Genomic DNA, 12,000 nt, shown 5'->3' with positions numbered 1-12,000 from the left:
TTCTCCAATAAAGAATATAAGAAATCACATGCAGTGGAATAATAAATATATCTATCCAAAGTCTACTAGGTCAATTGTTGATGGTTCTAGGCATTATTCTGTTAATGAAGAAAGATTGCCTTCAGTTACAACAATTTTAAAAGCAACTGAGTCTGAGGAAAAAAAAGCATCTCTACAAGCTTGGAAGGACAGAGTAGGTCATAAACAAGCTGAAATTATTAAAAGAGAAGCTAGTAGCAGAGGAACCTCTATGCATGATTATATTGAAAAGTTTTTACTTGGTAAATTAAATTTAGATTTATTGGGAGACAACACAAGAGAAAGAATGATGGCAGACCAAATTATTGAAAATGGTCTCAGAAATAAATTAGATGAAATTTGGGGGTGTGAAGCTACTTTATATTATCCTGGAAAATATGCAGGTGCTGCTGACTGTGTTGGTATTTATGAGAAACGTGAAACGATAATTGATTTTAAACAAAGCAATAAGCCTAAAAAAGATGAGTGGATTGAGGATTATTATTTACAATGTGCAGCTTATGCTTTGGCTCATGATACTGTTCATGGTTCAAAAATTTCTCAGGCTGTAATTTTGCTTTGTACTAAAGATAATATATTTCAAAGATTTATAATTGATGGAGAAAGACTAAAAGATTTTCAAAAGAAATTTTTAGAAAAAGTTGAACAATTTTATGCACAAAGGAGAGCAAATTGAAATACGTAGTATGGGATATTGAAACAGACTCTGCTCAAACAGATTGGGCAACAATAATTGAAATTGGAGGAATTTTATTAGATGAAAACTTCAAAGAATTAGAGCGTTTTTCAGCAAGATGCAGAATGCCTCAAGATAGAGTGCCATCAGCAACAGCTTTATGCATAAACAAATCAAATGTAGATTTATTGACTAAAGGTAATTTAAGTCATTATGAAATGCTCAGCCAAGTTGAAAATAAGTTTAAAGAGTGGTCTCCCGCAACATTTTTGGGATATTCAAGTATTAATTTTGATGATGAGGTTATTAGGAAAGAATTTTTTAAATCTTTGAGAAAACCTTATTTAACAAACACAGAGGGTAATGTCAGACATGATGCTCTTAATATTGTTAAAGCTGCATTTGCTATTGATGATGATATTTTAAAAACAGAGCTAAACGCTAAAGGAAATAAATCAATGAAACTCGAGTCTCTTGCAAGACTAAATGGTTTTGAGTCAGCTGGAGCTCATTCTGCATTATTTGATACTGAACTTACGGTTAAAGTTTTAGATTTAATTAAAAAAAAACAACCAGATATATGGACCGAATACTTAAAGACAAGCAGCAAGGTCGTGGTTGAAAATTTAATTAAACAAGAAAATATTATTACCCTAAATGAATATTTTTATGGAAAAAGTTATCTATATTTATGTGCACCTTTACACCCTAATTTTTGTTCTCATCCAGTTTATAAATGGGGGCAAGTTGTTGATTTAAAAGCTGATATAGAAGCCATTCAAAAACTTAATTACGAAGATCTTAAAAAAGAGATGAAAAAATCACCCAAGTTTTTAAGAACAGTAAAATCAAATAAGGCTCCTATAATATTAGATAAAAGCTTTGCTTTAAAAGTAGATCCTTATAAAAAATTAGATTCTAGTTTAATCAACAAAAGAGCCGAATTAGTAAAAACAAATGAAAAATTTTCAAAAGACATTTCAAATATTTTAAGAGAAGCAGCTGAAGAAAAAATAGAAACCTCTTCACAAGAAGATATAGAACCAGAAGAATCTATTTATTCTGGAGGCTTTACATCAGCTAAAGATCAAGCATTATTTCCAAAATTTCATAATAGCAATTGGAAGGAAAAATTTGCATTATTAGATAAATTTGAAGATGAAAGATTAATTACTTTTGGGCATGGCCTCATCTTCAATGAAGCACCGGAAATTCTACCAAAGGAAATTCATAAAAAAATAAAGAGAAGAATAGCCTCACGGATTTTAAGCACAAACAAGGAGAAATGGTGGACAGTTTCTGCTTTTTACTCTGAATGTGATGAAATTAGAGAGAATGAGGATAAGATGTTCTCATTTAAAACAGTAGATGAAAAGCTTAAATTCTTAGATGGGATTAACGAATATGTTATGAATCTTGAGCAAAAGTATTCTGACGCTTGATTGAATAAACTAAAAATTTTATTTTTTGCCCATTGAATAATCAACTGAATCAATTATATCAATGTTATGCTTATAGATTTTAAAGACGAAGATTTTGATAGTAAAATAAAAAATGAAGACGTTTCAGTAATCCAGTTTAGTGCTGCTTGGTGCGGACCTTGTAAGGCCTTGAAACCTGTGATGGATAAACTAGCTGATGAGTACAAAGAAAAAGCTGGTTTCTATTATGCAGATATTGAAGATGGTGGAATTAATACTGGAAGTGCCGCAGGGATTAGAGGTGTGCCGACAGTAATAATCTACAAAAAAGGTGTTGAAGTAGATAGAAAAGTTGGTGGAGTTCCTGAAGGTCACATGAAAGAATTCCTAGAAAAAAATATCTAGTTTGCGTTTAATACTTCTCCAGCAAGATATAAAGATCCAGTAATTAGGATAATATCGTTTTCCTTGACCGGAATTGACCTGATAGCACTCTCTATACTTTCTTTATAATTGATATTTTTGAAGCTATTTAGCTTATCTTTAAGCTCTTTTCCTTTAATGGAGTTTGGTTGATTTGGGATATCTATAGTGGTCAAGGTTTTAACATCCTTAAAGTAACTCATATACTCATTATGATCTTTATTAGCCATCATTCCTAAGATGATATGTTTGTTACAATTTAAACTTTCTAAATATTCATTTAATACTTTTGCACCTAAAGGATTATGAGAGCCATCAACAAAAAGTTGATGTTCTTTTGTAAGTTCTTTTAGTCTACCAGATTTAATTTCTTGCAATCTTGCAATACTTTTTATTTTTGTAATTCCTTTTTTGATATGTTCATCTTTTATATCAAAATCTTTTATAGCTCTTAACGTTGCAATAGCTGTTGAGATATTTTCTAATTGAAATTGCCCTTTAACATTTGGCATTGGTAATTTAATTCCACCTAATTGATCCTCATAATAAAAGAAATCATTTTCTTTCATTGTAAAACTATAATTTTCATTATGAAAAAACTTCTTTGAAATATTATTTGAGATTGTTTTTCTAATACTATCTGTAATTTCTTTAGAGCTTTGTTTTGCAATTATAATATTTGAATTTAAAAGAGTTGAAGTTTTCTCATAAATAATTTTTTCAACAGTTTGTTCATTTTCAGGTAACCAATCTAAATGATCAAGGCCAATAGAAGTTACAATACTAGCTAGATTATCTTTAAGTATATTTGTGGCGTCAAACCTATGAAATAAGCCAGTTTCTATTAAATTTATATTATCTGGATATTGAGAGGCTTTTAAAAAATAAGCTGCAGTTAGTATCTCAAAAAAAGTAATAGGTTCGTTATTATTAGCACTTTCAATTTCTTCAAACAAACTTGCTAACTCTTCATTATTAAGTTCTTCATTGTTAAAAACAAATCTTTCATTAATATTTTTGATATGTGGACTAGTGAAGATATTACATTTGATATTTGCCTCTTTTAAAAAAGCAAACATTGCTTGGATGGTTGAATATTTTCCATTGGTTCCTACAATTGAAATTGCTTTGAGTTTATCTTGAGGGTTTCCTAATCTTTGACAGAGATTTTGAATACGATCTAAACTTAGATCTATTTCTTTAGGATGCAGCTCTTGTAAGCGACTGACTATCTTCTGAAGTTTCATTTTGCTCAGAACTTATAACAGAATTTTGCTTTAACAATATTGATAATAAAGTTCCTATTTTTGATGCTAAATCTTTACGTTCAACAATTAAATCAACAAAACCTGTTTTTTCAACGTACTCACTCTTTTGAAATCCTTCAGGTAATTCCTCTTTAACCGTTCCTTGAATAACTCTTGCTCCCGCAAAAGCTATTAATGCACCCGGTTCAGCGATATGAATATCACCAAGCATTGCATAAGATGCTGTAATACCGCCTGCTGTTGGATCTGTAATACATACTAAATAAGGTAAACCATTTTTCTTCAATTCATTGATTGCAAGTGTTGTTCTGGTCATTTGAGATAGAGATATTAAACTTTCCATCATTCTCATTCCACCACCAGCGCTGATACATAAAAAAGGAGTTTGGTTTTCAATAGCATGTTGAATTCCGTATAAGAACGCTTCCCCTTCAGCTGCAGCTATTGAAGCTCCTAGAAAATCAAAATCAGAAGCAACTGCTGTAATTTTAATATTGTTAATAGTTCCACTAGCAACCATCATTCCACATTCCATACCAGTTTTTTTACGAGCAGCTTTTAATCTATCTTTGTAAGATTTTGAGTCAGTCCAATTTAATGGATCATCTTTTGGTATAGGTGTTTTGAATATTTCATAATTATTCTTACCAAATAAGATATCAAATCTTTGACTTGGTTTAATTCGATGATGTCTGTTACAGTCTTGGCATACCCATAAATTATTAGCTAAATCTTTTTTTAATATTGGTCCTTTACAACATGAAGTCCAATCACTTTTGGCTATATCTTCTTTAGAAGCTCTTTCATGAAAAGCAGTTTTAATTTTCTCACCTGCTTTAATTATTTTTGTAATCCAGTTCATTTAATTTTATTTTTTAGTCTCTTGACGATATTAGTAACATTTGTGACAGTATTTTGTCTTTTATTAATTGAATTGGAAATTTCCTTACAAATTGCACTTCCAACAACTAATCCATCAGCTTTTTTAAGTGATTTTATTGTTTTTTCAGTAATTCCAAATCCAATCACAACATTTTTAGATTTATTTTGATTTTTAATTTTACTGTATTTTTCCAATATTTTTTTAGGTGAAACTTTTAATTTACCTCCAGTTGTTGAAAGCATACTTATATAATAAATCATATCATGAGAATCTTTGATTATTTTTTTTAATCTTATCTCAGATGTAGTAGGGGATACTAATTGAATAAAGTTAATTCCTTTTTTTTTACATTTAGCAGCAAAACTTTGGTTCTCTGGATAAGGTAAATCTACAACAATTAATCCATCAACTTTTGATTTTTTGCATTTTTCTAAAAATTTATCTTCATTACATTGAAAAATCATGTTGTAGTAGCCCATTAGAATAATAGGTTTATTTTTTTTCTTACTTTTAAAATCTTTAGCTATTGAAAAAACGTCATTAATTTTAATTCCATTTTTAATGGCACGATAAGCACTGGTTTGTATTTGGCCACCGTCTGCAATAGGTGTGTTATGTGGAAAGCCTAATTCACAAATGTCTGCATAATTAGAAATTGATTTTAATATCTCTAAGGATCTTTTTTTAGTATTATCTCCAGCTACTGTGTAAGTAAGTAAAGCTGGTCTATTTTCACTTTTAGCATTTTGAAAAGCCTGATTAATTAAAGAACTCATTATTTTTTACCCAATCTTTCTCTTAAAATATCTCTATCCTTTTTTGCATCACCACATGAATTTACAATTATAATTGTATCTTTACTTAATTTAGGAGCAATTTTAATTGCTTCTGCAAATGCGTGACTTGGTTCAAGACTAGGATTTAAATTTTCAAATTTAGTTACCATTTGATGTGCATTTAACGCTTCTTCATCTGTTGCATATGTATATCTTGCCCTTTTAGTATCTTTTAAAAAACAGTGCATAGGACTTACTCCAGGATAATCTAGTCCAGCACTTATAGACTCGGTCTCATTTATTTGGCCCTCTTTATTCTGACATACATAAGAGGCTGCTCCATGCAATATCCCAATCTTTGTTTTACGGCTTAATGGAGCTGCGTGCAGTTTTGAATTTTTAGGCCCACCCGCTTCAACGCCAATTAGTTCAATCTGTTTTTTATCATAGTCAATAAACTCACTCCAAAATCCATATGCTGAACTTCCACCCCCAACACAGTTTATTAATTTTATTTTATTTGGTATTTTTTTAAACTCTGATTTTAATTGTACTTTCAATTCTCTAGAAATTTGTGCAGTGCTCCAGCCACAGATTTTAACAAATATATTAGGTCCAACGGTGCTTCCTACACACATGTGAGTATTATCGCAATTTGATACCCAGTATCTCATACATTCACTTACAGCATCAACTAGCGTTTGACTTCCAGAGTAAACAGGAACTATCTCAGCTCCATTCTTTCTCATTGCATCACAATTAGGTTTTTGTCTTTTAATATCTTTTGCACCCATAAATATTTTACATTTAAGACCAAATTTTTTAGCTGCCATACTTAGCATTTTCCCTGCATAACCAGCCCCAGTATCTCCAACTATGTATTTTTTACCCATCGCTTTACAAATAAGAGCATGAACAGTTGCATTATATATCTTGTGTGCACCTCCGTTTGCTTCAGAGACAATTTTCGCCCAAATTTGAGCACCACCTAATTGATTTGTTAAATTATCAAGTTTTACAAATGAAGTAGGAGCTCCTATATAATTTTTGAAATAATGGTCTCTTTTTTTAAGAAATTTTTTATCTTTTCTTAGTTTTTTAAATTCGTTTGTTAAATCTTCTACAGGTTTTTTTAAAGTCTCAGGAATAAAACTACCTCCAAATTTACCACCCCAAAAACCGTGTTGATCATGCTGATCAATTAATAGAATTCCTCTTTTAAGTTTCATTTTGCACCTGTTTTATCTTATTTAAAAATATATCTATTTTGGATTTATCTTTTACCCCAGAAGTTTCTAGACCCCCAGATATATCTATAATATCTGCTATTTTTTTATAATTTTCAAGATTATCATTTATTTGTATATTACCAGCTAACATTAATGGTTTGTTAATCTTTATTTTTTGAATAAGTTCATGGTCAAAAGCCATACTTTTTTCGTAGCCTTTGCTATCAAATAAATAAATATCAGCTACCTCAGAAAACAAATTATGTTTTTGAACATCACTTTTATCTTTTATAGTTAAAGCAGTAATAATTTTTTTATTATACTTTTTTTTAATTTCTTTAGTCTCTTCAGGTGTGCAGTCATATATTTGATAATAATCAAAAGGGAGATTTTTAATTTTCTCCAAAATTTCTCCATCAGGTTTAACAAGTACAGCCACAAAATAAGAATTTTTTTTATCTAATTTTAATAATTCATTTAGCTTTTCAACTTCAACATATCTTGAGCTTTTTTTATAATTACAAATAAAACCAATAAATTGAGGTGGATATTGATGATCAATTATAAATTTAAGAGTATCAAGATCTGAGATCCCACAAATCTTAGAACCTTTCATTAGTTTAAATGATTGATTAATGTTTGAATATTATTTTTAATATTGCCTTTAGTAATAGGTCTTCCAATAACAAGCCAATCACTTCCATTTTTATATGCCTGCTTAGGGGTTAAAACTCTTTTTTGATCATTTAATTTTGAATCAAATCTTATTCCAGGTGTAATAATTTCTTTTTTAAATATTTTTCTAACTATTTTAACTTCTTGTGCACTACAAACAATAGCGTCTAATTTTGCTTTATTAGCTAACTTAGCTTGTTGGTAGACTAATTTTTTGACATCTTTTTTAAAACCAATTTCATTAAGAGCTTTGTTGTCTAATGATGTTAGAATTGTAACTCCTACTAATTTAGTTCTACCAGAAGCTTTCTTTGCTGCTTTTAGCGCTTCTAGTCCTGAACTAATGTGCATAGTACAATAATTAAATTTAAGATCTTTAATTGCCTTTATAGCTGAAGCACAAGTATTTGGGATATCTGAAAATTTGTAATCTCCAAAAGTTATTTGATTTTTTAATTGTAAAACAAATTTTCTTCCATTTTTGGAATTTAAAAACTCTAATCCAAATTTATAACCAATCTTTAATTTGGAAGTTTTTGATTTTTTTATTATTTCTTTAATTCTTGGAATATTTGTGCTGTCACAAGCTATGAATATTTTATTGTTCTTCATCGTTTAATTTTTTAAACAAGTCTTTTGACATTTTAAAGTGAATTGTTTTTTTTTGAGGTGTATTAACTTTCTCTCCTGTTTTTGGATTCCTTGAAATTCTTGCTTTTTGGATATTAGTTGAAAAAACACCAAAACCCCTTAATTCAACTCGATCTCCTCTTTTAAGAGCATTTTTAATTTCACCAAGAATAATATTGGTAAATTTTTCAAGGTCTTTTTTTAGAAAATTTGGATAATTATCAGAAAGTTGTTTTAAAAGCTTTGATTTTACAATAGCCAATTTTAATCTTCTTTTACTCTTTATCTTCTTCTTTTTTCTTTAAATCTTCAGAAAGTGAAGAAAATGGTAAGTTCTTACCAGATCCTTCAGATCCATATTTATCTAAAGCTTCTTTTTTCTCAATTTCTTCTAGTAATTTAATACTCAATGTAACTTTTCTTTTATCTAGATCAAGGTCAGCTATTGCACAGTCAAGTTTTTCACCACCTGTCCATCTACTTGGTCTTGCATCAGCTGCATTTATTGCAATTGCCGATTTTTTAATTTGGAAATCCATTTCACAGCCTTCAGGTCTAACCATCAAACCTTTATTATCAGTTGAGATTACTTTTACAGTGATTGTTTGGTTTTTAGCTTTGTCTTTAAACCACTCAAAAGGATCTGCTTGTGTTTGTCTTAAACCAACTCTAATTTTTTGTTCAGAAACTTTAACTTCAAGCACTTTAACTTTTATCTTGTCACCTTTTTTATATTTTTCTAATTCTTGTTCACCATTATTTAGGTAAGTTAAATCATTGCAATGTAAAAAAGCATCTACATCTAAGTCTTCTACTTTTACAAATAATGAATATTCATTTTTATTAACAACTTCGCCTTCAACAATAGTTCCTACAGGATATTTTTTCTCAAAAGTTTCAAATGGATTTTCTTGAGTTAATCTATGTGAAATTGCAACACGTCTTTTGTCTTTATCAATCTCTGTAATAACACAATCTATTTCATCACCAACTTTGAACATTTTTTTTGCAGATATGTTTTTTTTAGTCCAACTAAGTTCACTTGAGTGAAGTAATGTTGTAAGTCCTGGTTCTAATTCACAAAAAGCTCCAAAATCCATTAATTTAGAAACTTTAACTTTATAAATTTTATTTAATTCGTAATTTTCAATATGTTCAAAAGGGTCAGGTGATAATTGTTTAACTGAACAACCAACTTGTAGTTTTTCTTTATCTACAGTGATAACTTTAAGATCATGTTTTTCACCAATGTTAAAAACTTCATCAGGATGGTTTACTCTTGAATAAGAAATTTCTTGCAGATGAACTAATACATCTAATTCACCGTTAACATTAAAGAAACATCCAAAAGTGCTGTAACCTTTAACTTCAGCACCTTTAATAATATCTCCAACTTTATATTTTTCTATTATTTTAGCTTTATCTTCTTTTTTAAACGATGAAATAATTTCTCTTCTAGAAACACACGCGTTTCCTCTAATTTTATCTAATTTAATTAATGCAAACTTTTGTGGTTCATTCATTAAATGACTTATATCTTTCAAAGGTTTATCGCTTATTTGGGATCCTGGTAAAAACATTAAAGAGCCAGTATCTATATGTTCAACAATACATCCACCCTTACATTTAGATGTAATTTTACCCATGATTGGTTCATTTTTTTCATAAGCTTCTACAAGTTTGTCCCAACCTTTAATTTTTTGAGCTTTACTAGCAGAAACTAAAACTTCACCATGTTTATCTTCAATTTTTTCTAACAATACTGATATTGTTTCACCTACTTTTATTTTATCAGCAAGTCCCATGCTTTTTAGTTCATTGATATCTAAAACAGGTTCACTTTTTAAACCTTCAACAAATAAGAAAACAAACTTTTCAGTAATTTTGTTAATCTTTCCTTCAATAATTTTTCCTTCTTCAATTTGGACTTTTGAAAGCTGGCTGTTTAATAGTTTTTCGAATTCTTGAGATGCTGTATTTGATAGGTCTTTATAAATTTCCATTAAATATTAATTTTTCTGTCTATAATTTTTTTTATTTTTAAAAAACACGCTCTTTTAGATAAATTTGTAGTGTTAATCAATACCGAATCTTTTGTTTTCTTGAGGGGTGAAATTCTTCTATTGTAGTCACTTTTATCCCGTTTTTTGATACTTTTAAGCACTTCATCGTAAGAAATTTTTTTTTTTAAACTTTTTAGCTCTTTATATCGCCTTAATGCTCTAGTTTTTACACTGGCGGTAATAAAAAACTTAAATTCAGCATCTGGTACAATATTGTAAGTAATGTCTCTTCCATCTAAACATGAACCATTATATTTTTTTGGTGGATTGTATGCAAAATTTAACTGAAAAGAATGTACAAGTTTCCTTGTTAATTTTACTTTTGATATAATTGATGCTTCTGTACCCACTTCATCAGATAATAGTGCTTTTTTAGCTAAGTCTTTAACTTTTAAAGATTTAATTTTTGATTTAATAAATTTCCGATTGAATTTTTTTGGATATTTCAATTTTAAATATGCAATCATTCTATATATTTTTCCTGTATCGAGATAAAATAAATTGTAATGTTTTGATATAGCTTTTGCTAAAGTTCCAGCCCCAGCTCCTGCTGGAGAGTCAATTGCTATTTTTAAAATATTTTTTCTTTTGATCATTAAGTTTTTAATTGATTTATAGTTTTAAGAAAACTAGGAAACGAAGTTTTAATTGAGTCTTTATCATGTATGTGCCATTCACCACCAAATGAAAGACCTGCAACAACACAAGTCATAAACACTCTATGATCTTTTAAATAATCTTTAATTATTATCTTTTTTCTTACTTCAAAATCAGGGTTACCGAAAATTTTTATAGAGTCTTTGGTTACAATATTTTTTACACCCATCAAATTAAGAATTTTAGCACCCCATTGCAGTCTTGGACTTTCTTTTTGATCTAACTCAGCTAAATCTTTAAAATATGAAATACCTTTAGCTTTAGCAGCTAGAATAAAAATTATTAAAAATTCATCAATTGCTCCGCTATTAAATCTTGTAGGACAATTGATGGCTTTAAGTTTTTTTCCTCCTATAACTTTAATATCAGCAATTTTTTCACCTTTATAAATTTTTTGATTTTGAAAAGTGATTTTTGCACCCATCTTTTTTAAAATAGAAATTATAGCTACTCTTGAAGGATTAATATTTACATTTTTAATAAGTAATTTTGAATTTTTTGATAATGATGTCAGAATGATAAAAAAAGCACTGGAGCTGATATCAGAGGGAATAATATAGTCAAATGGTTTAATTTCTTTTACTTTTTTTACCTTTATTAAGTCATAAATCTTTTTATTCTTTACTGTGATTGGTAATTTTAGATATTTACACATCAGCTCTGTATGATTTCTTGATTTTTTTGCTTTGATAAAAGTAGTTCCTTCAGTTCTCATACCTGCAAAAATTACAGCACTTTTGCATTGAGCTGATCCTTTATTTTCTAAGTAAGATATTGGTCTTAAATTTTTAGGACTATAAATAGTTAAAGGTAAGTTTTTTTTATTTTTTAATCTAAAAATACCTCCAAATTTACTTAAAGGATCGGATATTCTTTTAAAATCTCTTGTTGATAAACTTTTATCACCAATAAGATTAATTGGTTTTGTGGTATTAATTAAAAATCCAAGAATTAATCTTCCTAGTGTCCCTGAATTTTCAGCATTCAGAGTAAGATTGTTTTTATATTTATATCCATCAATCCCTTTTCCGTAAATTTTACAAATATTATTTTTTAAATCGACTTTAATGCCCAATTTTCTTATTGTTTTGATTGCCGCTTTTACATCCTCTGAAATTAACAAATTTTTTGCTTTAGAATTTCCATTTGCTAGTGATGCAAATAAAACCCATCTAATACTAATACTTTTGTCTCCGCTTACAAATATTTCTTTATCAAAATTTTTTATTTTTTTTTTTATTATTATGGGGCTCGACATTA

At 28.8% G+C, this 12,000-nt stretch carries 13 protein-coding genes; 3 read left to right on the top strand and 10 right to left on the bottom strand.

The window, feature by feature from the left end; translation table 11 throughout:
• Positions 1-28: 28 nt before the first annotated feature.
• The 3 genes from PB7211_RS00450 to PB7211_RS00440 all read left to right on the top strand — a co-directional run bounded on the left by PB7211_RS00450 (position 29) and on the right by PB7211_RS00440 (position 2,541).
• The gene (locus tag PB7211_RS00450; RefSeq protein WP_008544355.1) at positions 29-715 is read left to right on the top strand and encodes a hypothetical protein; all 687 of its coding nucleotides are present in this window, start codon (positions 29-31) and stop codon (positions 713-715) included.
• The gene (locus PB7211_RS00445; protein ID WP_008544717.1) at positions 712-2,157 is read left to right on the top strand and encodes an exonuclease domain-containing protein; all 1,446 of its coding nucleotides are present in this window, start codon (positions 712-714) and stop codon (positions 2,155-2,157) included. The genes PB7211_RS00450 and PB7211_RS00445 overlap by 4 nt, the downstream gene beginning before the upstream one ends.
• Before the next feature lie 66 nt (positions 2,158-2,223).
• On the top strand, positions 2,224-2,541 hold the full coding sequence (locus PB7211_RS00440) for a thioredoxin family protein (RefSeq protein WP_008544467.1): 318 nt from the start codon (positions 2,224-2,226) through the stop codon (positions 2,539-2,541).
• Here PB7211_RS00440 and PB7211_RS00435 read toward each other — a convergent pair.
• The 10 genes from PB7211_RS00435 to aroA are packed head-to-tail and all read right to left on the bottom strand — an operon-like array spanning position 2,538 to position 11,998.
• Positions 2,538-3,806 carry a bifunctional folylpolyglutamate synthase/dihydrofolate synthase gene (locus PB7211_RS00435; protein ID WP_034398661.1) on the bottom strand — a complete coding sequence of 423 codons (1,269 nt, stop codon included), beginning with the start codon at positions 3,804-3,806 and terminating at the stop codon, positions 2,538-2,540. The two genes, PB7211_RS00440 and PB7211_RS00435, sit on opposite strands and share 4 nt — an antisense overlap.
• On the bottom strand, positions 3,760-4,689 hold the full coding sequence (locus PB7211_RS00430; protein ID WP_008545695.1) for an acetyl-CoA carboxylase carboxyltransferase subunit beta: 930 nt from the start codon (positions 4,687-4,689) through the stop codon (positions 3,760-3,762). Before PB7211_RS00430 ends, PB7211_RS00435 begins: the two co-directional genes overlap by 47 nt.
• Positions 4,686-5,486 (bottom strand): tryptophan synthase subunit alpha, encoded by an 801-nt coding sequence (gene trpA / locus PB7211_RS00425; protein WP_008544403.1) that lies wholly within the window; start codon positions 5,484-5,486, stop codon positions 4,686-4,688. Before trpA ends, PB7211_RS00430 begins: the two co-directional genes overlap by 4 nt.
• Positions 5,486-6,715, bottom strand: coding sequence for a tryptophan synthase subunit beta (trpB, locus tag PB7211_RS00420; protein ID WP_008545263.1), 1,230 nt, complete (start codon positions 6,713-6,715; stop codon positions 5,486-5,488). Before trpB ends, trpA begins: the two co-directional genes overlap by 1 nt.
• The gene (locus tag PB7211_RS00415) at positions 6,705-7,331 is read right to left on the bottom strand and encodes a phosphoribosylanthranilate isomerase (RefSeq protein ID WP_008544526.1); all 627 of its coding nucleotides are present in this window, start codon (positions 7,329-7,331) and stop codon (positions 6,705-6,707) included. The genes trpB and PB7211_RS00415 overlap by 11 nt, the downstream gene beginning before the upstream one ends.
• A complete protein-coding gene (gene pyrF / locus PB7211_RS00410; protein WP_008545961.1) occupies positions 7,331-8,002 on the bottom strand; it encodes an orotidine-5'-phosphate decarboxylase in 672 nt (223 codons plus the stop codon). The genes PB7211_RS00415 and pyrF overlap by 1 nt, the downstream gene beginning before the upstream one ends.
• Positions 7,989-8,282, bottom strand: a complete 294-nt coding sequence (locus tag PB7211_RS00405; protein ID WP_008545154.1) for an HU family DNA-binding protein — start codon at positions 8,280-8,282, stop codon at positions 7,989-7,991. The genes pyrF and PB7211_RS00405 overlap by 14 nt, the downstream gene beginning before the upstream one ends.
• A 13-nt stretch (positions 8,283-8,295) precedes the next feature.
• Entirely contained in the window at positions 8,296-10,023 is a 1,728-nt protein-coding gene (locus PB7211_RS00400) for a S1 RNA-binding domain-containing protein (protein WP_008545633.1), read from the bottom strand.
• Positions 10,023-10,679: a (d)CMP kinase gene (gene cmk / locus PB7211_RS00395; protein ID WP_008544211.1), complete on the bottom strand. Its 657-nt coding sequence runs from the start codon at positions 10,677-10,679 to the stop codon at positions 10,023-10,025. The genes PB7211_RS00400 and cmk overlap by 1 nt, the downstream gene beginning before the upstream one ends.
• A complete protein-coding gene (aroA, locus tag PB7211_RS00390; RefSeq protein WP_008545861.1) occupies positions 10,679-11,998 on the bottom strand; it encodes a 3-phosphoshikimate 1-carboxyvinyltransferase in 1,320 nt (439 codons plus the stop codon). Before aroA ends, cmk begins: the two co-directional genes overlap by 1 nt.
• Positions 11,999-12,000: the final 2 nt, after the last annotated feature.

The organism is Candidatus Pelagibacter sp. HTCC7211 (assembly GCF_000155895.1).
Lineage (GTDB): Bacteria > Pseudomonadota > Alphaproteobacteria > Pelagibacterales > Pelagibacteraceae > Pelagibacter.
Note: the sequence above shows the minus strand (reverse complement) of the source record. Positions and strands in the feature narration are given on the sequence as shown.

Coding starts and splice junctions, on each gene's coding strand:
- PB7211_RS00450 (WP_008544355.1), top strand. CDS start 29: ATGCAGTGGAATAATAAATATATCTATCCAAAGTCTACTAGGTCAATT.
- PB7211_RS00440 (WP_008544467.1), top strand. CDS start 2,224: ATGCTTATAGATTTTAAAGACGAAGATTTTGATAGTAAAATAAAAAAT.
- PB7211_RS00435 (WP_034398661.1), bottom strand. CDS start 3,806: ATGAAACTTCAGAAGATAGTCAGTCGCTTACAAGAGCTGCATCCTAAA.
- PB7211_RS00430 (WP_008545695.1), bottom strand. CDS start 4,689: ATGAACTGGATTACAAAAATAATTAAAGCAGGTGAGAAAATTAAAACT.
- trpA (WP_008544403.1), bottom strand. CDS start 5,486: ATGAGTTCTTTAATTAATCAGGCTTTTCAAAATGCTAAAAGTGAAAAT.
- trpB (WP_008545263.1), bottom strand. CDS start 6,715: ATGAAACTTAAAAGAGGAATTCTATTAATTGATCAGCATGATCAACAC.
- PB7211_RS00415 (WP_008544526.1), bottom strand. CDS start 7,331: ATGAAAGGTTCTAAGATTTGTGGGATCTCAGATCTTGATACTCTTAAA.
- pyrF (WP_008545961.1), bottom strand. CDS start 8,002: ATGAAGAACAATAAAATATTCATAGCTTGTGACAGCACAAATATTCCA.
- PB7211_RS00400 (WP_008545633.1), bottom strand. CDS start 10,023: ATGGAAATTTATAAAGACCTATCAAATACAGCATCTCAAGAATTCGAA.
- cmk (WP_008544211.1), bottom strand. CDS start 10,679: ATGATCAAAAGAAAAAATATTTTAAAAATAGCAATTGACTCTCCAGCA.
- aroA (WP_008545861.1), bottom strand. CDS start 11,998: ATGTCGAGCCCCATAATAATAAAAAAAAAAATAAAAAATTTTGATAAA.